Origin of the sequence: Rhizobium terrae (assembly GCF_003425685.1) — a bacterium.
In the GTDB taxonomy this organism is placed as follows: domain Bacteria; phylum Pseudomonadota; class Alphaproteobacteria; order Rhizobiales; family Rhizobiaceae; genus Neorhizobium; species Neorhizobium terrae.
Map to the genome: position 1 here is coordinate 126,355 of NZ_QJKM01000006.1, position 23,482 is coordinate 149,836.

The window sequence follows — 23,482 nt, forward strand, 5'->3', positions numbered from 1 at the left end:
GTCAGGCCCGCCGGGTCAGGAGGTCGATCCGACTACGCCTTCAACCAGATAGGCCATGCTTTCGAGATCGATCGCATCTTCCGCGTAGGCCTTGCCGGCGGTGATCACGACATTGCCCTTGTTGTCCTTCAAAGGTCCCTTGAAGACGGAGAGCTTGCCGGCCATGGCTTCGGCGAGCGTCGCCTCGAACTTCTTGCGCGCCTCGGCGGATACGGCAGAACCGAGCGGGCTCATCTTGACGAAACCGTCCTTCAGGCCGCCGCGGACGAAATTGCCGAGTTTTTGGCCACCTTGGGCGGCTTTAATGAAGTTCGTATAGACATTTCCCCAGGCCCATTCAGCGCCGGTCAGGTACTTGTCCTTGGCGAGCGCGGACTGGTTGGCGTGGTAACCGCAGACGAAGGCGCCGCGTCCGGCAGCCGTCTCGGCGACCACCTTCGGGCTGTCCACATGGCAGGTCACGACATCGGCGCCCTGGTCGATCAGCGCGTTGGTGGCCTCCGCTTCCTTGACGGCAAGCGACCATTCGCCGGTGAAAATCACCTGGCAGGTGATGGCCGGATCGACGGAGCGGGCGCCGAGCAGGAAGGCGTTGATGTTCTGCAGCACCTGCGGGATCGGCTTGGCGGCGACGAAGCCGATCTTCTTGGTCTTGGAGGCATAACCGGCGGTGATGCCGTTCAGGTACTGACCCTGATGGATGTAACCGAAATAGGATCCGGTGTTCATCGGATGCTTGCCTTCGGTCCACAGGCCGCCGCAATGACGGAACTGCACCTTGGGATATTTGGCAGCCATGGCCAGCATGTGGGGATCGAAATAACCGAAGGAGGTCGGAAAGAGCAGGGTCGCGCCGTCGAGATTGATCATCGACTCCATCGTCTTCTGGACGTCGACGGTTTCCGGAACGTTTTCTTCCTCGACCAGCGTGATACCCGGCATCTTCTTGATGACGGCGGCGCCCTCGGCATGCGCCTGGTTGTAGCCGTAGTCGTCCTTCGGGCCGACATAGATGAAGCCGACGGTAAGAGCGGTCTGGGCCGCGGCGGGCGAGCCGATCAGGCCGGGAGCGACGCCGGCCAGCGCACCGGCGGCGGAGGCCTGGAGGAAGTTGCGGCGGTTCATGGTGCGATTCGGGGAAAGGAGTTTGGTCATCGGAATGCTCCTTGCGGCACATGGCCGGTTACGACGGGTACATCAAAAGTGCATGCAATGCGCATGCCAGAATTCAACCCATTGTTTTTACTTGTTAGTTTTTACCGCGAGAATATGCCGCATAAAAAGTGCATGCAGATTGATCGTCTTTCTGATTAAGGAATAATCAATATGTATTATTTGTTCATCTCGAAGAGAGGGTCGGCAATACGGCAATTGCCGGTTCTTCTCCAACAACCTGGAAAGCAAAAATTTACCAATATCTTGGCGGCCGGATTTGACTTATTGAATCCCGACCTGCATCTGTATGCAGAGTTCGAACAAGCAGATTGGTATCGTGAAGCAGGTCAAGCGCAGAGAGGTCATTCGTACCGGAACCACCGTCGAACAGATGGTCAGGGCGATCGCCGACATGATCGTCACCGGCGCGATTCTGCCGGGGGAGAAGCTCGACGAAATCTCGCTCGCTTCCCGTTTCGAGGTCTCCAGAACGCCGGTGCGCGAGGCGCTCCGGGAACTCGGCGCGATGGGGCTTGTGGGTCGCGAACCAAACCGCAGTGCCATCGTCACCAATGTGACCGGCAGCTATCTCCATTCGATGTTCGAGGCTATGGCCGAGCTGGAGGGCATCTGTGCGCGGTTATCTGCCGAACGCATGACCGTGGACGAACGGCGGGCGCTGGAACTCGAACATCGCGGTTCGATGAGGCTGGTGCATGCCGGAGCGGAAGAGGAGTATTCCGCCCACAACACCGAATTTCACACCCGGCTCTATCGCGGCGCCCATAACGACCATGTCCTCGAAATGGTGATGCAGACCCGGGCCAGGCTCGCGCCTTTCCGGCGGGCCCAGTTCCGCCTGCCGGGCCGACTTGCGAAATCCTATCAGGAGCACGATGTGATCGTTACGGCGATCGTCCGGGCGGACGGTCAGGCAGCCGGGCAGGCGGCCTATGCACATGTGGAGATCGTCAGCGATGCGAGTGCGGTCTTCGCGACGCCGGGAGAGTGAAGAGCGTTCAGGCGGAGCCTGCGATTGATCCAGTGTGTCGATTGCAGTGATGAGTGCCTTGAGCCCAAGCGAAAGGCCGAGCGGTCAGGCTGCAGAAGTCCGAGCAAGCATGTTCGGCCGCACGGGCACGGGCCTCTGCGGTTGGCTGGCATGATCCATTCTTCCCTTGAAGAGGGAATGGGGCAGGCGGGGTATTTCAAGGTATGGTGTATTCAGGCTTTCCGCCTGCCCCGACCGTTTCGGCGATCTTCGGAGGATTTCCCAGCCCTCGTCGTCCGCCTCTGCGACCATCATCGGAAACCGAGCGTTTGCAAGCCCGTAGATGCGACCGGTTCGCGAACCCGGTTTTCCCATCCGATGACGGGAGGATTGTGCGGTCTTTCCGAGTTGCGGGGATGGATGGGGAAGAGGGAAATTACTAAGTAATTGAATAATCTGAGAGGAATCTTTTGAGGGTGTCGAAAACGTCCCCGACTCGCGGGCGTGGTCCAACCTTCCCTCCGTCATCCCTGTGCTTGTCACAGGGGTCCAGTCAGCCCAAGTCATTGTTCTTGAACTGAAAAGATCCCTTCGCCGCGCAGACGCGCGTCGGCTGGATTCCTGTGACAAGCACAGGAATGACGGAAGAGAGAGGAGCGTTCTCATCGTCGGAACCGTACGGAGCCGACAGGTCCGACAGAACCAGAGGTGCCGTCACTTGGACCGCGCCGACAGAAACACCTGCGGCTCATATGCAAAGCCCTTGTCGAACGGATAGATCGGCCGCTTGCGGCGCACGTTGCCGATGCGTTCGACGAACTGGTCGACCACGCCGGTCGACAGGGCCATCAGGTTCGGGTTGGCGATCGGCGCGAGTTCCGGCGAAAGGTAGCCGGATTTCACGACGATGATTTTTGCGCCATGCGGATCGAGGCCGAGCCGGGTGAAGTCGACGATGTTGTGGTAGGGCCGGCGTTTTGCCGACAGGACGAGTTCGATACCGCCGATCGCGACCACGGCCTGACGGTCGGCGAGGTCGGTCGTTTCGTGCAGGAACTTGACCTTCGCCTTGACCCTGATCGGCTTGCTGTTGATCGAATCCAGCCAGGCGCCGATCGAGAGGTCCAGTTCCGCGCCGACGCCGGCGGCATAACAGGCCTCCGCCGCAGGCTTGTCGGCGATGCCGGCGAAGACGACACCGGTGGCATTCTTGGCAATCAGGGCGGCGAGGACCTCGGCGCGGTCGCCGACACCGCCGCCGGTCGGGTTGTCGCCGGATTCGGCGAGCACGACGGGGGCGGTCTTCGAGGCGACCGCCTTGTCGACACACTCCTCGATCGAGCCCGTCTCGCAGCCGAACACGAAATCTTCTCGCGCATCCCAATAGGCCTTGGCGACACGCTTTGCCTCGCGCTCCAGCACGGCGCGGTCGGTGCCGGTCAGGATCGCGGCGGCGGTGGCGCGCGGCTCGTCGGCCCAGACGTAACCGACCATCAGCGAGGCGTCCCAGACGCCGTCGATCGCGTCGATTTCCGGCATCATGGCGTAGAGGCTCTTTGCCGGTTCATCGACCGTCGAGGTGCGCTCGCCGGGCAGGACGACCGGGATCGGCGCCCAGAGGAGGATCGGTTTGACGCCGGTCTTGAGGCTTTCGGTGAGCATCTTCACCGAGCGGCGCATCGTCTCCTCGACGTCGATATGCGGCGCGGTGCGGTAGGTGGAATACATGTCGAGCGCGTCGATGATGCGCTGGCTGACATTGCCGTGCAGGTCGTAGCTGGCGGACACCGTGCAATCCGGCCCGACCAGTTCACGGGCAGCGGTGATCCAGTCGCCTTCGGCATCTTCCATGCCTTCGACATACATGGCGCCGTGCATGGCGAGGTAGAGGCCGTCGAGCGGCAGGAGCGGCTTCAGGCGCTCCAGGAATTCCGACTTGAACTTGTCGTAGGTGGCGCGGGCAACCGGGCCGCCGGCGATGGCGCGGGCATGGATGGTCGGCAGGAATTCCGCATCATAGTCCTTCAGGAAAGCGAAGTACGGCGCTGTGGTCAGTTCCTCGCCGCGCGTGACGCGAAAATCCTTCTCTTCGTTCAGGACCGGATTGTAGGTGCTGCATTCGATATGGATGCCGCCGACAGCGATGCGCAAGGGCCTGGACATTGAGAGAGAAACCTCAGTTGGAGTTGGGACCGATCAGGAAATTATGGGCCGCGATGCTCGCGGCACCCCGCGCCCAGACATCGCCGTCGACGCGCTTGATGCGGATGGGCGTCTGGCCGGCGTAACGCGGCAGCACGTTGGTTTCGATCGCCTGGTTGACCACCGTGCCGAACAGGCCGTCGAACGAACCTTCGACATGGGTGATCAGGATCATGCCAGGGTCGTTCATCTGGATGAGGTTGGCGATTGCGAGCCCGAGTGCCGAACCGGCGCGGTGGAGGATGCGGATCGCCGCGGCATTGCCCGTAGAGGCTTCATGCTCGATATCGGAAAGCGACGTGCACTCCAGGCCCTCGGCGCGCGAAACTTCCTTGATCGCCTTCATGGAGGAAACGGTATCGAGACAGCCGCGCTTGCCGCAGCGGCAGGGCGCGCCGCCGGGCTCGATGGTGCAATGGGCGATTTCGCCCGCGCCGCCATGATTGCCGCGATAAAGCTTGCCGTCGATGAAATGCGCGCAGCCGATGCCGTCGCCGAGCGAGACGACGCTGAAATTCTGGATTTCGCGGGCGCTGCCGAACAGTTTTTCGCTGACGGCGACCGCCTTCGCGTCGTTTTCGATGAAGGTGTCGATACCCGAACGTTCGCGGATGATCCTTGCCAGCGGCACGTCCTGCCAGTTCAAAAGCGTGGACTGGACGCAGTTCGACTGGGTTTCGTCGACGAAGCCGGACAGCGCGACGCCGATGCCGGAGAGCTTTTCCTTGGCATCCGGATGCGCCTTCAGCAGATCCGGCAGGCTTTCGGTGATCGCATCGGCGATGACGTTCGGATCGCGCGACAGCGGCATGGCGCGTCTGGCGATGATCCTGCCGTTCAAATCGCTGAGGATCATCGGCGCCGGGTCTTCGAGCAGCGAAATGCCGACGAAGAAGGCGCATTCCGGATGCAGGTCGAGGCGTACCGACGGGCGGCCCTGGCCGTAGACCGTCTCGGTCTCGTGCAGCACGCCGAGGTCGATCAGCTCGCGGGCGATGCCGCTCATCGCCGCTTTGCTCAGGCCCAGCATCTGCGCCATCTCGGTCCGGCTGAGCGGTCCGGATGTGCTGATGACGCGCACGAGCTGGCGCTGGGAGGAGGTGAGCAGAGCGTTCAAGGCGGCTGTTTTTCTGTTTGTGAATGTGGCTTGACACTAAGTTCAGAAAATGAACAAATCAACGCCAATAAATTATAAAAATGATCTAAGGCGCTTCAAAGCGCTTTCACGTCAACAAAACCAAGGGTGAACAAACATGACCATGTTCCTGAAAAGCCGTCATTTTGCGCTTGCCTGTGCCGTTGCGGGCAGCCTCGTGTTCCCGCTCGCGGCCAGTGCAGCGACGCTTAACGTGATGCAGAGCGAAGCGCCGCGCTCGATGGATCCGGGCGACCAGACCGCGACCTATACGGCGGCGCTGCTCGACCCGATGTACGAGGGCCTCGTCAAGCGCGATACCGATCTCTCCCTGAAGCCGGCGCTCGCCACCGAATGGTCGGCGGATGCGTCCGGCCTCGTCTGGACCTTCAAGCTGCGCCCGAACGTGAAATTCCATGACGGCGCCGCTTTCGATGCCGACGCCGTGGTCAAGAACTTCGCCCGTCATCTCGACACCAAGCGCGGCCTTGCCGCCTCCGGCCGTCTGCGCACCTTTCTCGACAGCGTCACCGCCGTCGAACCGATGACCGTTCAGTTCAAGTTGAAGACCCAGTATCCGGCCTTCCTGGCGCTGCTGACCACCGGCCCCTGCCTGATGGTCAGTCCCACGGCGGATGCGGCCGGCACGATCGGCTCCAAGGCGGTCGGCACAGGTCCCTACAAGCTTCAGGAATACAAGTCCGGGGAATACGTGATCCAGGCCAAGAACACCGACTGGTGGGGCGGCGCGCCGAAGGGCGAGGATCAGATCAAGTGGACCTGGACGGCCGAGCCCTCGGTGATGAACATGGCGCTGCAGACCGGCGACGCCGATGTCATCAACCCGTTCCCGGCGGCGTTCGCCGCGCAGGTGAAGGCGAACCCGGAGATGAAGCTTTCGACCACCGATGGTTCCGCCGTCTTCTGGGTCTCGCTCAATACCAAGCTGAAGCCGCTCGACGACGTGCGTGTCCGCCAGGCGCTGAACTACGCGACCGACCGTGAAGGCATCGTCAAGGCGTTCATGAACGGCTTCGCGACGCCGGCCAACTCGCCGCTTGCTCCGGTGACGCCCGGTTACGACAAGTCGCTTTCGCCCTATACCTATAATATCGAGAAGGCGAAGCAGCTCCTGAAGGACGCCGGTTATCCGGACGGCTTTTCGATGAGCACGATCGTACAGGAGCAGGAAGCCCGTATCGGTGAACTGCTGCAGGCGATGTGGGCCAAGGCTGGCGTCAAGCTGGAAGTCCGCAAGATGGAGGGCGGCGTCTGGTCGAAGGCGGCTTTCCTCGATCCGGCCGGCAAGGAGAAGGACAATATCGGTTCGTCGATCGCCTCCTGGTCTTCCGGCGTCAACGGCGCGGACCTGCAGTTCCGTCCGCTCTACTACTCGAAGAGCGCATCCCCGGCCGGCGCCAATCTCGGCTTCTTCGCCGATGCCAAGCTCGACGAGCTGATCGACAAGGCGGCCTCGACGCTCGACGAGAAGGCCCGCAACGCGATCTATGTCGATGCCCAGAAGCTGGTCAACGAGCAGGCGCCGCATGTGCTGCTCTATACCAAGCAGGACCTCTTTGCGACGCGCGCCGGCGTCAAGGGCGCCTGGGTCATTCCGGGCGGTCTGATCGTCGTCAAGGAAGCGAAGAAGCAGTGAGTCATTGGCGGCGGGTGGAGCGATCCGCCCGCCTTTTTCTATTTTCGTGGATGAGGCAATCCGGCCTCGAGAGATAGCGGGCGGATGAAAGCCTATATCGTCAAGAAACTGCTGGCCCTGCCGCTGATCCTGATTGGCGTGTCGCTGCTGGTCTTCGTCGCGATCCGCGCGCTGCCGGGCGATCCGGCGCGGCTGATGGCGGGGCCGGAAGCGACGCAGGAAGCGGTCGACGCCATGACGGCGCGGCTCGATCTCGACCGCAGCCTGCCGGAGCAATATGCATCGTTTGCCTATGATGCCGTGCGGGGCGATCTGGGCCTATCGATCAAGTCGAAGCTGCCAGTGACGGCCGAAATCGCCGAGCGTCTGCCTTTCACCATCGGGCTTGCCATCACCGCCTATCTGATCGCCATCGGTATCGGCGTGCCGGCGGGCATGATCGCCGCCATTTACCGGCACGGCTGGCCGGATCAGGCGGTGATGATCCTCGCGATCGCCGGCGCGTCTATCGCCAATTTCTGGCTGGCGCTGATGGCGATGAACACGTTTTCCGTCCAGCTCGGCTGGCTGCCGCTGCTCGGCGCCCAGTCCTGGAAGAGTTTCATCCTGCCGTCGATCACCCTTGCCGTGCTGCCGACCGCCGTCATCGCCCGCATGACGCGCTCCAGCATGATCGAGGTGATGAGCCAGGATTATATCAGGACCGCCTATGCCAAGGGTGTTGCGCCCGGCAAGATCTACTGGAGCCATGCGCTGAGAAACGCGCTGATCCCGATCATCACCATCGTTGGGCTGAATTTCGGCAGTCTGATGGGCGGGGCTGTGGTCACCGAGTCCGTCTTCAACTGGCCGGGTATCGGCCGCTTCCTCGTCGATGCGGTGCGATATCGCGATTATCCGGTCATCCAGGGCGTGACGCTCGTCGCGGTCACCGGCGTCGTCCTGATGAATTTCCTGGCCGAACTGCTGATCGCCGTCCTCAATCCTAAGATAAGGTTCGACTGATGGCATCGATCGAGACCGATAACGCCGCACGCCGGCCGATGGTTCTCAAGGCGCTGCGCTGGGTCAACGGCCATCGCAGCGTGGCGCTCGGCGGCTTCCTGGTCGGCATCATCGTGCTGGCGGCGATCTTCGCACCGTTCATCGCGCCCGCCGACCCTTACGTGCAGGATCTGCTTGCGACCATGGAGCCGCCGTCCTTCGCGCATCCGTTCGGCACGGACGACAACGGCCGCGACATCTTCACCCGCGTCATCTACGGCGCGCGCATCTCACTTATCGAAGTGGTGCTCAGCGTCGGGCTGGCGGTTCTCGTCGGCGTCCCGCTCGGCATCCTGTCGGGCATGAGCGGCCGTTACGTCGATCAGGCGATCATGTGGACGATGGATATCCTGTTCGCCTTTCCGGGCATCGTGCTCGCCATCCTCATCGTCAGCGTGCTCGGCACGAGCCTGATCAATCTCTTGATCGCCATTGCGATCTTCTCTGTGCCGGTCTATGCCCGCCTCAGCCGAAACCTGACGCTGGGCTTGAAAAACATGGAATATGTGGAGGCGGCCCATTCGCTCGGTATCTCGCGGCGGCGCATCATGACCCATTATATCCTGCGCAACGCGATCGGCCCGATCATCGTCCAGTCGACGCTGACCGCAGGCACAGTCATCCTGTCGGCCGCAAGCCTTTCCTTCCTCGGCCTCGGCGCCCAGCCGCCGTTGCCGGAATGGGGTGCGATGATGAGCGACGGCCGCAACTATCTGGGACTCAACATCTGGATGTCGCTCTTCCCCGGCCTCGCGATCATGATCACGGTGCTCGGCTTCAACATTCTGGGCGATGGCCTGCGCGACCTCCTGGATCCGCGCCGATGAGCATTCTTGCCCCGACATCTCGCACGACAGGCCAGACGGATTCTGCCAAACCGGTCTTTTGCGTGGATATCGGCGGGTCGTTCATGAAGTTCGCCGTGTCGCCGGCCCCGGGTGCCCTGGTGCCGCTCGAGAAGGTCGCGACGCCGGCTGCGAGCTGGGAGGAGCTCGCGAATTCGCTTTCCGCCCTGATCGAGAGCAATGCACATGCCGGCGCTCCGGCATCGCCGCTGGCGCTGTCGATTGCGGGCCTCATCGATCCGCGCGACGGCGTGGCGACTTCGGCCAACATCCCGTGCATCACCGGGCGGCGGATCGGCGACGAACTCGCGGCAATCCTCGGCCGGCCGGTGCTGGCTGCCAACGATGCCGACTGTCTGACGTTGGCCGAAGCCAATGAAGGTGTGGGCCGTGGCCACTCCGTCGTCTTCTGCGCCATCATGGGGACCGGTATCGGTGGCGGGCTGGCGATCGATGGGCGGCTGGTGCGCGGCGCCGGCGGCGTCACGGGCGAGTGGGGCCATGGACCTATCCTCAACACGACGGTCGAACTCGATGGCGAAACGCTGCATGTTCCGCGCTTTTCCTGCGGCTGCGGGCAATCGGGCTGCGTCGATACGATCGGCGGGGCGCGCGGCATCGAGAGGCTGCATTCCTTCCTGCACGGATGCGAGGAGACGAGCTACCGGATACTGGAGAATTGGCAGTCGGGCGAAGCGCGGGCTGCAAGAACCGTTGCCGTCTATCTCGAACTGATTGCCGATCCGCTGGCGCTCTCGGTCAATGTCACCGGTGCCTCGATCGTGCCGGTCGGTGGCGGGCTCGCCTCCGTCACGCCGCTGATCGATGCACTCGACCGGGCGGTGCGGAAGCGCATCCTCAACCGTTTCGGCCATCCGCTGGTCGTGCCGGCGCTGCGTCAGGAGGATGGCGGGCTGGTGGGGGCGGCCGTGCTCGGCCACCAGAGCGGCGCCGGTGGCGCGGAAGATGTTGCCGCCGTCGGCCGCAAGGGAGGCTGAATGTCCATTCTGCTGGAAGTCTGCGTCGATAGTCCCGAAGGGGTTGCCGCGGCAATCGCCGGAGGCGCGAACCGCATCGAACTCTGCGCGGCGCTCGATCTCGGCGGGTTGACGCCGCCGCCCGGCATGATGGCTTTGGCGGCCAGGGCGCCGATCCCGGTCTATGCTATCATCCGGCCACGCGCCGGCAATTTCATCTTCGATACCGACAACGAAGCCGCCATGCTGGCCGATATCGACGCGGCCCGGGCCTTTGGGCTCGCCGGCGTGGTGATCGGCGCGAGCCTGCCCGACATGACGCTCGACCTGCCGATGCTGAAGCGGCTGAGGGACCATGCCAAGGGGCTCGGCGTCACGCTGCATCGCGCCTTCGATCTGGTGCCGGATCCGTTCGAGGCGCTCGAACAGGCGATCGATCTCGGCGTCGAGCGTGTGCTGACGTCGGGGCTGAAGGTGACGGGGCCGGAGGGCATCGATCTCATCCGGCAGCTCGTCGAGCGGGCAGGGGATCGCGTCTCGATCATGCCGGGCGGCGGCATCAACCTCTCGACGGTCGCGCGGATGGTGGGTGAGACCGGCGTGCACGAAGTTCACAGTTCGTGCCGGAGGCCTGTCGAAAGCACCGACCAGCGGGCGATCGCCTTCGGCTTCCAGGCGCCCGTTTCCTACGCGACGGACAGCGGGATCGTGCGTCGGATGCGCGGCCTGCTCGATGAGATCGGCGCCGCCCGCCGGCCATCCTAGGCGGCCGCTTCCATCCGCTCGATCAGATTGACGACACCGTCCGCAGCCGTTCCATCCGTTTCACGCAAAGCTCTCCGGCAAGCCGGCCGTTGCGCGTCTCGATCGCGGCCATGATCGCGTCGAGTTCGGCGAGCCGCTCCGGATAGGGGATATTTTGGAAGAGGACTTTGCGGCAGGTCGTGAGGGGGATACGACCTGCCGCAGGTGGTCCGGGAGGAGAATGATGGGATATTTCGGTATTACGATAGGCACTTCATCCGGGCGATCACTGGCATTCCCGCCGGATGTCATTTCATGTCATGCACTTACGATCATTTCATGCTTCATGCGCAGTGGCTGCGGAGTGCTTCGAGCTTCTTGATTTCGACGCAGCGAATGCTCCGCAGTTTGATAAGGCCCGCGGAACGGAGTTTCGCGAAAACGCGCGACACCGTTTCGATCGTCAGGCCCAAATAATCGGCGATGTCCAGGCGGGTCATCGGCAGGTCGAAATATTCCAGCCCGCCCTGGCGCTCCGCCATGTCGAGGAGAAAGCCGGAAATCCGTTCCACCGCCGTCTGGCGGCCGATCATCAGAATGTGTTCCTGGGCGCGCAGCATTCCGCGCAGCGCCAGAACCAGAAGCTCCGGGGAGGCTTGGTCGTTGGCCGGGCGGCTGAGGGCGCGCAGCCCGGTCGGGATAATGGCTTCGGCGAAGAAGCTATGGGTCCGGTCCGCCTCGAACCCAAAAGTCTCTCCAGCCAGATGGAAGGCGATAACCTGTCTCCGTCCATCCGACAGCAGGCGGTGTATGCGCACGGCGCCGAATTCGATCTGGAAGAATGTGCCGGCCTTGTCGCCGGGAGCGTAGATTTCCGCACCCGCATTGAAGGTGGTCACCGAATGCGACCGCGGGAAACCAGCGGTCGGAGAGGAGATCGCCATCGGCTGACTCGGAGCGAGCGCCCTGTCGGTGGCATAAGCGGTTGCGGTCTGCATCTGACTTTCTCCCCTTGCTGTGATCTCAAGATGCCTCAAGACGTGGGTGGGAGAAATTCGGTTGTATCACTAGGGGGATTTACGTAGCGGCAGGCGCCAGCCGGCCTCAGGCCGTCAGAGCCAACTTCCTGACAAGGCTGAGAAGCTCGGCGCCGTCAAACGGCTTCATGAGGGTCAGGCCGGGATTTTCCAGGATGGGCGGGGAAATGCCGTCGGTGAGCAGGATGACCGCGTGGCTTGAATTGCGCAGGCACTGCCGCGCATCGCTGGAGCGCAGGACCTGATCGTCGATGATCATGCATAGGGCAGGGAGGGCCGAGTGGCGGCATTTGCGCCAGGTTTCGTAGGCTTCGACCTGGTATCCTTCCACTTCAAGCGCAAACGTCAGCGATTGCCGGAGGCCGAGGTCCGGCGCAATGACAACGATATGTTTTGAAGGTGACTGCACAAAAATTTCCGCGCGAGTAAGGCGGTTGAACGTTCGCTTGAAACCTTCGTCTAGCCCTCAAAAAGGACGTCCGCTTTGCTCTAGATCAAGAAATCCCAAATAATCTGCAAGAATATTAGGGGCCGAAACCGGCGGCGATCGCCATCCGGACGAGCTGGGGCAGGCTCTTCGCCTTCATCTTGGCCATGACGTTCGCCCGATGGACCTCGACCGTCCTGGGGCTTATGTCGAGATCATAGGCGATCGATTTATTCGGCAACCCGGCGACGACGGCGGACAGCACCTGTCGCTCCCTGTCGCTCAGGCTTTCGAGGCGTATCTGCACCTCTGCCGTGTCGTCGGTCTCCACGGATTTGTCCGAAAGCAGCAGGGCCGCCCGCTGGATTGCATCGACGATCACCGTGTCTTCGAAAGGCTTCTCGATGAAATCGACCGCGCCGGCCTTCATCGCTTCCACCGCCATCGGCACGTCGCCGTGGCCCGTGATGACGATGGCCGGTACGTTCAATCGGGTCGTCGTCAACCGGCGGATGAGCTCGACGCCCGTCATGTCCGGCATGCGCAGGTCGGTTATCAGCACGCCGTTGCGGATGCTCGGTGCGAACTGCAGGAAGGCCGACGCCGTTTCATGCATGCGGACGGCAAACCCGTTCATGGTCAGCATGAAGGCGAGCGACTTCCTGACCGGTTCCTCATCGTCGACGACATGGACCGTATAGTCACCCGTCTGCATTCTCGCGCTCCTCCTTGTCTATCGGAAGCGTGAAGCGGAAGGTGGCGCCGCCAGCTGCATTGCGCGACACCGTCATCTCTCCGCCATGCGCTTCGACGATGCGTTTTGAAATCGAAAGGCCTATTCCCATGCCGCCCGCCTTGGTGGTGACGAAGGGCTTGAAAAGCTGCTCGGCGATCTCTTCTGCGATGCCGGGCCCTGTGTCCTGGACAATCACGGCCAGCATGTCGTCGTTTTCCTGGACCGTCCGGATGACGAGTTCGCGGCGGGGGCAATCACGCATCGCCTCGATCGCGTTGCGCATCAGGTTGGTCAGGACCTGCTGAATCTGGATTCGGTCGGCAACCACGATTTCCGGTCCGGGGGTGAATTCGAAAACCGCCCTTACGCCTTTTTCGCGGGAACCGACAAGCGCGAGCGCGCCGGCTTCCTCGATCAGCCGCCGGATGTTCTCGGGCGCCTTGTCGGTTTCGCCCTTGGTCACGAATTCGCGCAGATGTTTGATGATCTGGCCGGCCCGGAGCGACTGGTTGGCGGTCTCCTCCAGGGCCTCGCGCATGCGGACCGCCAGCGCCTCGTCCATATCGCGCAGGAGCCGGGCACAGCCGTGGACATAGTTGGCGATCGCCGAGAGCGGCTGGTTGAGCTCGTGAGCCAGCGTCGAGGCCATCTCGCCCATTTCGTTGAGGCGGGCGAGGCGGGCGAGTTCCCCCTGGATTTCCTGCAGGCGGGCGGCGGTTTCCTGGCGCTCCGTCAGGTCCCGCACAAAGCCAGTGAAGAAGACCTCGCCGCCGGAATGGCTCTCGCCGACGGCGAGCTTCATCGGAAAGGTTGAGCCGTCCTTGCGGCGCCCGACGACGACGCGGTCGGTGCCGATGATCCGCTTTTCGCCGGTTCTCAGATAGCGCTCCAGGTAGTTGTCGTGTTCCCTGCGATAGGGTTCGGGCATCAGCATCCGCAGGTTCTGGCCGATTGCCTCTTCCTCGGTATAACCGAACTGCCTGACGGCGGCGGCGTTGAAGGAGATGATCGTGCCGTCCTTGGTGCTGACGATGCTGGCATCCAGTACCGTATCAAGGACGGAGCGGAGATGTGCCTCCCGGGATTCCGCCCTGGCCTGGGCCCGCTCGATTGCCTTGCGGGCGGAATGAAGGATTTGGCCGATCAGGGCCACGATCACCCCGACGATCCCTATGGAGACCATTTCCGAAGATATGGCGCCCTCAGGCGAAGCCTCCCTGATCCCATAGATCGTAAGCAGCGAAAGAATGACGGCGAAAAGAGACGAACGCATGCCGCCGATAACGGCGGCAATGAGAATCGGCGGCATGAAGAAGATGAATATCGGCCGGCCGCTGACCAGGCCATAAACGGCAAGACGCAACAGGAAGGCGACCAGCACGCTGGCAAAGGCAATAAGATAGACCTCGGCGGCAGAAAACCGACGACTCAAGAAAGACTGGATGACCTTATCTATTCTATCGGCGATCACCTGCGTGTTCATAATGCTCATCCGCCGCTGACCGCTTTCAGAAAATCCCTTCCGTTCGTCCATATGAGACCCGACAGCCTGTGCTGGAATGCGTTTCTAGCACGATGCAGGACACAACGTCCAATGGTGGAAGCGGTTGCACGCATAGAATGCACATGCTTTTGCTCGATTACTTAAATAAGGGTTCAACTTTCTTGATCTTTTGGGCGGAAGAAGCGGCGCACCGGCGCCGCTTCGGTTGATGAGGCCCGATCATGCGGAGCAGGACGATTCGCGGTCGGCGTCACTGCTGCGGAATGTTGGCGATCTTGACATAGTTCGCCCAGGCGGCGACTTCCTTCCTCAGGTAGTCCTGTCCTTCTTCCGGGGTGCTGACGAAAACGTCGCCGCCCTGATCGGTGACGAACTTCCTGACGTCTTCCTGGGCGAGGACTTCCTTGGTCCAGCCATTGATCTTGTCGACGATTTCCTTCGGCGTGGCCGAGGGAACCATCATTGCGAACCAGCCGACCTGGTCCATCGGGTACCCGGATTCGGTCATGGTCGGGACATCCGGAGCGCCGGGGATACGCTTGGCTGAACTGACCGCGAGCAGGCGGTAGCGGCCTTCGCGGAGCTGCGAGAGGGAGAAGACGGGGTCCTGGGCGGCAAATGCCATTGCACCGCTCATGATGTCGTTCATCGAGTCGGCGCTGCTCTTGTAGGAGACTTCCACCGTATCGAGGCCCGCTTCCCGTTTGTAGATGGCGGCGAGAACCTTGCCCGACGTGTTGTTGATGGCGTAACTGGCGTTCGAGCCTTCCTTCTTCAGGAATTCGGTGAGTTCCTTCATCGTCTTGATCGGGCTCGACACCGGAACGGCGATCATGTGCGGCTGCTTGTTGACGGTCGCGGCGACCTGCAGGTCCTTCACCACGTCGAAGGGCGGGTTCTTGAACATATGCATGTTGCCGGCAACCGCGCTGCCGGTATGGAAGAAGATCGTGTAGCCGTCCGGCTTGGCGCGGGTTACGTACTGGCCCGCTATGTTGCCGCCGGCGCCCGGCTTGTTTTCGACGATGATGGTGGCGCCGGAAAGCTTGGCGATCTTTTCGGCGAAATAGCGGACGATGACGTCGGCGCCGCTGCCGGCCGGAAACGCACAGATGAAGCTGATGGTCTGGCTCGGATAATTCGCCTGAGCCGCAGCCGGCGACAGGCCGAAGGCACTGCCGGCGAGCGCAGCGGATGCGGCAAGCATGAATCGACGCGTGATATTCTGCATGAAAACCCTCCCATGGAATGACCCGGTCTGCGACGGACGCTGGTCGGTCGCGCCTCCCGATGCGACCTGATGAAACATTGTATAATTATATTTGATTTAATCAACTGATCTGCGATAGAAAACACCCACCGCAGGAAACGCGCCATCGGGGAGAGGAAAGATGACCCTTAACACCACCACCAAATCCGCCGCCGCACTCGATCTTGATCGTTTTCGGTTACGGAATTTTGTCGAGAGCCTCCGCGCCGACGAATTGGAGATCCGGGAAGAGAAGGTCGATCTCGCCGACGTCGCGGCCATCCTGCAGAACAATCCGAAAGCCGTCTGGTTCAAACAGGCCGGCCCGGAAGGCCAGCAGCTGGTCGGCAATGTCGTCGGCAGCCGCTCCCGCCTCGCCAAGGCTTTCGGCGTGCCCGCAGCCGACGTGGCGCGCGAAATGCGCCGCCGGCTGTCGCTGAAGCCGGAACTGGTGAAGCTCTCCGGAGAGGAAGCCCCGGTTCAGCAGGTCGTCCTGACCGGTGCCGATGCCGATCTCCTCAAGCTGCCGGTTCACGTCCAGCACGCGCTCGACGGAGCGCCCTACATCTCGGCGACGATCGACTACACGATCGACCCGAAGGACGGCCGCTACAATTGCGGCATGCGCCGTCTCATGCTGCGCGGGCCTCAGGAAGCAGGTGTCGACCTGATCGCGCCGAGCGACCTGCGCGTCATGTATATGGCGGCCTCCGAGCGCGGCGAGCGTCTGAACGTCGCCTACGTGGTCGGCTGCCACCCGATCGACATGGTTTCGGCTACCATGAAGGAGCCGGTCGACGAGCTCGAGTTGATTTCCTCGCTGCGCGGTGCGCCGCTGCCGGTCGTCAAATGCGTGACGAACGACATCATGGTGCCGGCCGATGCGGAAATGGTCATCGAGGGCTATTTCGACGAGCGCGGTTATGTCGAGAAGGAAGGGCCTTACGGCGAATATCTCGGTTACTACGGCGTCGTGAAGACCAATCCGGTCTTCCATGTCACCGCCATCACCCATCGGAAGGATGCGCTTTTCCAGACTGCGACGATTTCCGGCAACCGGATGGATTTCACCGACACGTCCAATCTCGAAGCGCTGCGCATGGAAATGAATGTCTGGAAGACGCTCGGCGACGTCGTGCGCCAGCCGGTCGCCGTCTATGCACCGGTCGCCGCCGGCGGTTCGATGAGCATGCGCTTCTCCATCCGCCAGACCTATCCGGGCGAGGCGCGCTCGGCGCTCTATGCGGTTCTCGGCGCCGTCGGCGTCAAGAACGTCTTCGTCGTCGATCCGGATATCGACATCTTCGACGACAGCCAGATGGAATGGGCTTTCGGCACCCGCTTCCAGGCGGACCGCGACCTCGTCATCGCCACCGGCGTGCGGCTCTCGCCGCTCGATCCCTCGCTGCATGGCGCGCGTTCGGGGGCGAAGGCCGGTTACGACCTGACCTGGCCGATGCAGCATGCCCAGAGCTGGGAACTGGTGACGCCGCAGGCTCCGTCCTATCCCGGCAAGCGCTTCCCCTCGCTCGAAGCGGCGCTCAGGGACGGTCCGAAACATTTCGAGGAACTGATGGCCGCGGTCGGCAGCCGCGACGGCCGCGAAGTGGTCCGCGAACTTGACACGTTCCGGGCCAGCGGGCTGGAGCGCGACGAACGCGGCCGTTACTATCTTCCGAAATGACCGATGCCCGAAATCGGACATCGATCTCGATTTCACGCAGCCTTCCGGGCGTCCTGCCCGGGAGGCTGTTTCGTTCTGGATCGTCTCCCGGTCGTCACGAACCGTTCACCATGATTCCTGCGGCCAAATACCCTTCATTTCTTGGGGTCGGGTTGTTATGGTTTTTCTAATTGATGAATTTCTATGGTGAGGGCGCAGCCGCCGGTTACTGGAGCAGAGATGTCTTACGCTGACAGCATGGAGTTTGCGGAGCGCGGGCGTCTTCATGCCCTGGATCGCTATCGCATCGCCGGCACTGCGGCCGAAAGCCGTTTCGATCGCATCTGCCGTTTTGCTTCGGAACTTTTCTCCACCCGCATGGCCTTCGTCACTCTGATCGAAGAAGATCGCCAGTGGTTCAAATCCTGCTCGGGCTTTGAAATCGAGCAGACGCTCCGGTCGGAATCCTTCTGCGACCATACGATCAGGACCGACGAGGTGCTCGTGGTGCCGGACGCGCAGCTCGACATGCGTTTCTCCGACCTGCCGATCGTCACCGGTGAGCCGTTTATCCGGTTCTATGCGGGGGCACCGCTGACGACGCCCGATGGATACCGGATCGGTGCGCTCTGCATTGCCGACACGCGGGTGCGCGAACACTTCTCGGAACGGGAAAAGAGAACGCTTGCCGGGCTCGCATCGATGGTGATGGAGCAGATGGAGCTGCGCCGTGAAGGCCTGCCCCAGGCGACGGCCGCGAATTTTGCCGATGCCACCGATCTCTCCATCATCACCGCCGATCCGACCGGGCGCATCGAGTTCGTCAATCAGGCCGCGCTCGCCATGTTCGGCTTCACCCCTGAGGAGATGATCGGCAGTTCGCTGAACCTGATCGTCCCGGAGCGCTTCAGAGCTGCCCACAATGCCGGGCTGGCGCGGGTCGCGGCCGGCGGAACGTCGAGGCTCAAGGGCAAGACCGTCGAAATTTCCGCCTGCCGCAAGGACGGCACGGAATTCCCGATCGAGATGGCATTGTCGATCTGGAAGGACGAGCGCGGCGTCGGCATCGGCGCCATCATCAAGGATATTTCCGAGCGGCGCGACCGCGACGTCCGGCTGCTGAGGCTCGCAAGCCAGGACACGCTGACGGGCCTCTGCAACCGGTTTCGATTCGAAGACCTGCTGCGCGAGGAACTCGGGCAGGGCAGGCCGCTTGCGGTGCTGCTCTTCGATCTGGACGGGTTCAAGGACGTCAACGACCGGCTGGGCCATGCGGTCGGCGATTCCCTCCTGCAGGCGATCGGCGTGCGGTTGCCGGCGGTGCTCGACCGCAATGCGACAATGTCGCGGTTCGGCGGCGATGAATTTGCGGTCCTCCTTCCCGGAACCGGGGATCCTCGCATTGCACACGAAGTCGCCGTGACGGTGATCGAGGCGTTCAAGAAACCCTTCGAGGTGGCCGGCCATACGTTCCATGTGGGTGCCAGCGTCGGCTTCTCGCTCGCTCCCGGGCACGGGGCGGATGCGGACGAACTGATCGCCAGCGCGGATTTTGCGCTCTATCGCGCCAAGCAGGCCGGCGGTCGTGTCGTGCGCATGTTCGAGCCGGCCATGCGCAACGAGACGATGGCGCGGCGGGCTCTTCGGGAAGAATTGCTGCGCGCGCTCGACAGACAGGAACTCGTGCTGCACTACCAGCCCCAGGTGATCATCGAGACCGGCGAAGTATTCGGCGTCGAGGCGCTGATCCGCTGGCGGCATCCGCAGCGGGGCCTGCTGACGCCGGGTGCCTTCCTGCCGGCTCTGGAGCAGAGTTCGGTGGCGCTCGATGTCGGTTTCTGGGTGCTGGACGAGGCCTGCCGCCAGCTGGCCGCCTGGAAGGCCGAGGGGTATCCGCCGGTCAAGATGGGGGTCAATCTCTTCCCGGCGCAGGTGAAGGCCGGCGACCTGCCGCAGGTCGTCGCCGACCTCATCGCCCGTTACGATCTCGATCCCCGCCTTCTGGAAATCGAGATCACGGAAACCATCACTCTCAACGACGACGACCAGTCGCTCGAAACGATCCAGGCGCTGCGCGAGCTTGGCGTCGGCATCGCCTTTGACGATTTCGGCACCGGCTATGCCTCGCTCGGATCGCTCCAGCGTTATCCCCTGACGACGCTGAAGATCGACAAAGGGTTCGTGCGCGACCTTCTGACCAAGCCCAGGGACGCCGCGATCACCCGTACGCTGATCATGCTGAGCCGCGAACTCGGGCTCGAAACGGTTGCCGAGGGCATCGAGACGCCGGAGCAGGAAGAGGCACTTCGTCTCATGGGCTGCGAGGCCGGTCAGGGGTATCGCTACGGCGGGGCGATGGCGGCCGAAGAGGTCTCGCAGCTCTTCGTCCAGCCACGCCGCAGGCTGCGGTCGGGCACCTCGTAATCCGTTGGCCGGCCTGCGGCCCCTCCGGAAGCGGAAGCAAAAACGCGACGTTAGATGTTTTTTAGAATAATGAGATAATCCACCGGGACTTTCCCGGACGCCCCTGATTTCAATTGTCAATGGAGAGGGAAAGCTTATAACCTGATGGCGTATTGGCATCAGGGACGAAGCATGTTCCGACTGACGGAGCTTTCCGACATCGATCTGGACCAACTCTTCAATCTCTCGCCCAACCCCTATGTCATTCTCGACCGGGAGTTGCGGCTCGTGGGGATGAATGATGCTTATCTCGCGGTGACGCACCGCACGCGTGAAGAACTCCTCCGCCGGCCGATGTTCGAGGCCTTTCCGAGCGATCCGGAATCGGTTCCCGGACGACTTCTGCGCCAGTCCTTCGCCAAGGTCCTTTCCCATGGCGAAGTGGATCACCTGCCGCTCATCCCCTATCCGATCGCCGGGCCGAACGGGGAAATCGAGGATCGGTACTGGAGCGCCACGCATACGCCGCTCAAGGATGAGGCGGGGCAGACCGCCTTCATCTTGCAGCATACCGTCGATGTGACCGAGATCCATCTGCTGCGGACCCGGTTTACCGGCGGCAACATGCTGCAGATGCATACCGACCTCATGCGCCGCGCCGACGCGGTGGCGGGACAGAACATCGCCCTCGAGCAGGAGCGCGAATACTTGCGCATGCTGTTCGAGCAGGCGCCGGGCTTCATGGCCGTGCTGCGCGAACCTCAGCATGTCTTCACTATCGCCAACAGGGCCTGCCGGCAGCTGGTCGGCCGCGAGGACCTGATCGGCAGAACCGTGCGCGAGGCTCTGCCCGATATTGCCGGGCAGGGGTTCTATGAACTGCTCGACGAGGTCTACAAGACGGGCATTCCCTACAGCGCGCACGGCGCACGCATCTTTCTTCAGCCGCGTGAAGACCAGGAGCCGGAGGAGCGGTATCTGGATTTCGTCTACCAGCCGATCCGCAACCGTGACGGAATGGTGGAGGGGATTTTCGTGCAGGGTCACGATGTGACCGAGCTGCGCCGGGCGCAGGAAGCGGCCCGCGACAACGAGGACCGTTTCCGCACGATGGCGCAGGCGATGCCGACCCATGTCTGGACGGCGACCCCGGACGGCCGCATGCAATGGTGCAACGACCAGATCTTCTCCTATAGCGGCCTGGAGTCCTTCTATTTCGACAGGAACCGGCCATCGGGAATGTTGCATCCCGACGATTCTCCGCGCCTCGCAGCAGCCTGGGGCGAGGCGCTGAAGAAAGGCGATCTCCTGGAGACGGAGATCCGGCTGCGGCGCCACGACGGCGTCTACCGCTGGTTCCTCTCCCGCGCCGTGCCGATCAAGAATGCCGAGGGCGAGATCACGATGTGGGTCGCCACGAATACCGATATCGATGCGCAGAAGCAGACCGAAACCCAGCTGTCCAATCTCGCCGTGACGCTCGGCCATCGCGTCGAAGAACGGACGATCGAGCTGGAACGGACGCAGGAAGTGCTTCGCCAGAGCCAGAAGATGGAAGCGATCGGCAATCTGGCCGGCGGCATCGCACACGACTTCAACAACCTTCTGCAGGTGATCACCGGCAACCTCCAGCTTCTCGGCCGCGAGGTCGCCGGCAACGAGCTCGCCGAGAAGCGGCTGAACAGCGCGCTTGCCGGCGCTTCCCGCGGGGCGCGGCTTGCCTCCCAGCTCCTGGCCTTCGGCCGGCGTCAGCCGCTTTCACCCAAGGTGATCAATCTCAGCCGGCTGATCCGCGAGATGGATCACCTGCTGCGCCGCAGCCTCGGCGAGGCGATCGAGATCGACACGATCGTCGGCGGAGGGCTGTGGAACACGCAGGTCGATCCGAGCAATGTCGAAAACGCGCTCCTCAATCTGGCGATCAATGCCCGTGACGCGATGAACGGTCAGGGGAAGCTGACGATCGAACTCGGCAACGCCGTGCTGGACGATGCCTATGCCCGGCATATTCTCGATGTCGAGGCGGGGCAGTATGTGATGCTTGCGGTGACCGATACCGGCGTCGGCATGCCGGCCGACGTCTTGGAAAGGGTCTTCGACCCGTTCTTCACCACCAAGCCGGAAGGCAAGGGCACGGGTCTCGGCCTTTCCATGGTCTATGGTTTCGTCAAGCAGTCGGGCGGCCATATCAAGATCTACAGCGAGCCGGGCAACGGAACCACGGTGCGCATCTATCTGCCGCGTTCCGTGGAAGAGGAGGATGCGATTGCCGAGAGCCAGAGCGGACCTGCATCTGGCGGCAGCGAGACCATTCTCGTCGTCGAGGACGACGACGCGGTTCGGGAAATCACGGTCAGCCTGTTAGCCGAGCTCGGCTATCGCGTGCTGCGGGCGCGGGATGCCGATAGCGGGCTCGCGATCATCGAAAGCGGCGTGCCGATCGATCTTCTCTTTACCGACGTCGTGATGCCCGGCCGCTTGAAGAGCAGCGATCTTGCCAAGAAAGCCAAGGAGCGGCTGCCCTATCTCGGCGTCCTTTTCACCTCCGGTTATACGGAGAATTCGATCGTGCATGGCGGTCGGCTCGATCCGGGCGTCAATCTGCTGAGCAAGCCTTATACCCGCGAGGCGCTGGCGCGAAAGATCAGGCAGGCCATAGAGCAGAGCCGGGAAGGAATGTCGTCGCGCTGGCCGGAACGGGTTCCGGTTGCGCCGGCCGCGACCGCAGCCGCGGAGCCGCCCCCCATGCCGGATCAGCCGATCTCGGTGCTCCTGGTCGAGGACGAGGCGCTGATCCGCATCTCGACTGCCGATTTCCTGCAGGATTCCGGCATGAGCGTCGTCGAGGCCGGATCGGCCGGCGAAGCGCTCGACGCCGCGGGCGGACAACCGCTCGACATCCTCGTCACCGATGTGCATTTGCCGGAGATGAGCGGGCTCGAGCTTGCGGTGAAGATGCGGCAGACATTCCCGGACCTGCCGGTGATATTCGCGACAGGCGACCGCAACGTGCCCGGCGCTGAAGATTTTGCGCAGGCGGCGCTGATCATCAAGCCCTATGATTACGAACAGCTCGTCAACCGCATCCGGGCCATGGTGACACGCCCGGCCTCCTGAGCGTCATTCGTCCTTGAGGCCGGCCGCAACCTGCGTCTTTCGCAGCAGCCACAGGATGACGATGCCGCAGACGGTGGCGGCGATGGCGACGATCCACATGCCGAGCCCGGCGCAGAGGCCGATTGCTCCGGATAGCCACATGCTGGCGCCGGTCGTCAACCCCTTCACGTCTCCGCGCATCTGGAAAACGACGCCCGCCGCGAGGAAGGCGATGCCGGCAGTGACGGCTTCGATGAGGCGGATCGGGTCGATCTGCACGGTGTCGGGCTGGTTGCCGAATTCATGCATGATCTGCACGCCGACCAGGGTGAAGACGGCGGCGGCAAGTCCGATCAGCATGTTGGTCCGGAGGCCCGCGGCGTTTTTGTTGTATTCCCGTTCCAGGCCGATCAATCCGCACAGGATTGCGGCGCCGGTCAATCTCACCAGCAGAACTTCAATCGCCACCGGGGCATGGTAGGAAAACTCATCGGCAAGGGCGTTCAGCATAGTCTCGACATTTCGCTGTTACAAAGCTGTGACAGCGGAAACTGATCCCGGTTCGGATGGTTCCCTCCTCGACCGACGCGGAAACGAGATGCGTGTCGCAATCCATC

General features: G+C 62.4%; 18 protein-coding genes. 9 read left to right on the forward strand and 9 right to left on the reverse strand.

The annotated features are described in order from the left end of the window. Positions 1 to 15 precede the first annotated feature (15 nt). Positions 16 to 1,155 (reverse strand): BMP family ABC transporter substrate-binding protein, encoded by a 1,140-nt coding sequence (locus DMO26_RS12690; RefSeq protein ID WP_117192442.1) that lies wholly within the window; start codon positions 1,153 to 1,155, stop codon positions 16 to 18. A gap of 337 nt (positions 1,156 to 1,492) precedes the next feature. On the opposite strand from DMO26_RS12690, the gene DMO26_RS12695 reads away from it, so the two are divergent. After that, entirely contained in the window at positions 1,493 to 2,167 is a 675-nt protein-coding gene (locus DMO26_RS12695; RefSeq protein WP_117192735.1) for a GntR family transcriptional regulator, read from the forward strand. Positions 2,168 to 2,860: 693 nt separating this feature from the next. On the opposite strand, the gene DMO26_RS12700 is transcribed toward DMO26_RS12695, so the two are convergent. After that, on the reverse strand, positions 2,861 to 4,297 hold the full coding sequence (locus DMO26_RS12700; RefSeq protein WP_117192737.1) for a M81 family metallopeptidase: 1,437 nt from the start codon (positions 4,295 to 4,297) through the stop codon (positions 2,861 to 2,863). 25 nt (positions 4,298 to 4,322) lie between these two features. Further along, entirely contained in the window at positions 4,323 to 5,465 is a 1,143-nt protein-coding gene (locus tag DMO26_RS12705; RefSeq protein ID WP_226951282.1) for an ROK family transcriptional regulator, read from the reverse strand. A 136-nt stretch (positions 5,466 to 5,601) separates the two neighbouring features. Between DMO26_RS12705 and DMO26_RS12710 the strand changes: the two genes are divergently transcribed. The 5 genes from DMO26_RS12710 (at position 5,602) to DMO26_RS12730 (ending at position 10,771) form a co-directional block, all read left to right on the forward strand. Then, complete coding sequence (locus DMO26_RS12710) at positions 5,602 to 7,140, forward strand: ABC transporter substrate-binding protein (RefSeq protein WP_117192443.1); 1,539 nt, start codon at positions 5,602 to 5,604, stop codon at positions 7,138 to 7,140. Positions 7,141 to 7,224: 84 nt separating this feature from the next. After that, complete coding sequence (locus DMO26_RS12715) at positions 7,225 to 8,145, forward strand: ABC transporter permease (RefSeq protein WP_117192444.1); 921 nt, start codon at positions 7,225 to 7,227, stop codon at positions 8,143 to 8,145. Beyond that, on the forward strand, positions 8,145 to 9,011 hold the full coding sequence (locus tag DMO26_RS12720) for an ABC transporter permease (RefSeq protein WP_117192445.1): 867 nt from the start codon (positions 8,145 to 8,147) through the stop codon (positions 9,009 to 9,011). Before DMO26_RS12715 ends, DMO26_RS12720 begins: the two co-directional genes overlap by 1 nt. Beyond that, a complete protein-coding gene (locus DMO26_RS12725) occupies positions 9,008 to 10,027 on the forward strand; it encodes an ROK family protein (RefSeq protein WP_117192446.1) in 1,020 nt (339 codons plus the stop codon). Before DMO26_RS12720 ends, DMO26_RS12725 begins: the two co-directional genes overlap by 4 nt. Next, positions 10,028 to 10,771, forward strand: coding sequence for a copper homeostasis protein CutC (locus DMO26_RS12730; protein WP_117192447.1), 744 nt, complete (start codon positions 10,028 to 10,030; stop codon positions 10,769 to 10,771). Positions 10,772 to 11,094: 323 nt separating this feature from the next. Here DMO26_RS12730 and DMO26_RS12735 read toward each other — a convergent pair whose 3' ends face one another. From DMO26_RS12735 to DMO26_RS12755, 5 genes are all read right to left on the reverse strand, one after another. Beyond that, positions 11,095 to 11,748: a helix-turn-helix domain-containing protein gene (locus DMO26_RS12735; RefSeq protein WP_117192448.1), complete on the reverse strand. Its 654-nt coding sequence runs from the start codon at positions 11,746 to 11,748 to the stop codon at positions 11,095 to 11,097. Positions 11,749 to 11,854: 106 nt separating this feature from the next. Continuing rightward, positions 11,855 to 12,196, reverse strand: a complete 342-nt coding sequence (locus DMO26_RS12740) for a DNA-binding transcriptional response regulator (RefSeq protein WP_117192449.1) — start codon at positions 12,194 to 12,196, stop codon at positions 11,855 to 11,857. A gap of 115 nt (positions 12,197 to 12,311) precedes the next feature. Further along, on the reverse strand, positions 12,312 to 12,929 hold the full coding sequence (gene fixJ / locus DMO26_RS12745) for a response regulator FixJ (RefSeq protein WP_117192450.1): 618 nt from the start codon (positions 12,927 to 12,929) through the stop codon (positions 12,312 to 12,314). Continuing rightward, positions 12,916 to 14,433 carry a PAS domain-containing sensor histidine kinase gene (locus DMO26_RS12750; RefSeq protein ID WP_117192451.1) on the reverse strand — a complete coding sequence of 506 codons (1,518 nt, stop codon included), beginning with the start codon at positions 14,431 to 14,433 and terminating at the stop codon, positions 12,916 to 12,918. The genes fixJ and DMO26_RS12750 overlap by 14 nt, the downstream gene beginning before the upstream one ends. A gap of 271 nt (positions 14,434 to 14,704) precedes the next feature. Beyond that, a complete protein-coding gene (locus tag DMO26_RS12755) occupies positions 14,705 to 15,685 on the reverse strand; it encodes a Bug family tripartite tricarboxylate transporter substrate binding protein (protein WP_117192452.1) in 981 nt (326 codons plus the stop codon). 160 nt (positions 15,686 to 15,845) lie between these two features. Here DMO26_RS12755 and DMO26_RS12760 point away from each other — a divergent pair, with 160 nt between their 5' ends. The 3 genes from DMO26_RS12760 (at position 15,846) to DMO26_RS12770 (ending at position 22,886) form a co-directional block, all read left to right on the forward strand. After that, positions 15,846 to 17,387, forward strand: coding sequence for a UbiD family decarboxylase (locus tag DMO26_RS12760; protein WP_117192453.1), 1,542 nt, complete (start codon positions 15,846 to 15,848; stop codon positions 17,385 to 17,387). A 219-nt stretch (positions 17,388 to 17,606) separates the two neighbouring features. Beyond that, positions 17,607 to 19,790 carry a putative bifunctional diguanylate cyclase/phosphodiesterase gene (locus tag DMO26_RS12765; RefSeq protein WP_117192454.1) on the forward strand — a complete coding sequence of 728 codons (2,184 nt, stop codon included), beginning with the start codon at positions 17,607 to 17,609 and terminating at the stop codon, positions 19,788 to 19,790. Positions 19,791 to 19,961: 171 nt separating this feature from the next. Then, positions 19,962 to 22,886 (forward strand): hybrid sensor histidine kinase/response regulator, encoded by a 2,925-nt coding sequence (locus DMO26_RS12770; RefSeq protein WP_117192455.1) that lies wholly within the window; start codon positions 19,962 to 19,964, stop codon positions 22,884 to 22,886. 3 nt (positions 22,887 to 22,889) lie between these two features. On the opposite strand, the gene DMO26_RS12775 is transcribed toward DMO26_RS12770, so the two are convergent. Further along, on the reverse strand, positions 22,890 to 23,375 hold the full coding sequence (locus DMO26_RS12775) for an MgtC/SapB family protein (RefSeq protein WP_117192456.1): 486 nt from the start codon (positions 23,373 to 23,375) through the stop codon (positions 22,890 to 22,892). Between the last annotated feature and the right edge of the window lie 107 nt (positions 23,376 to 23,482).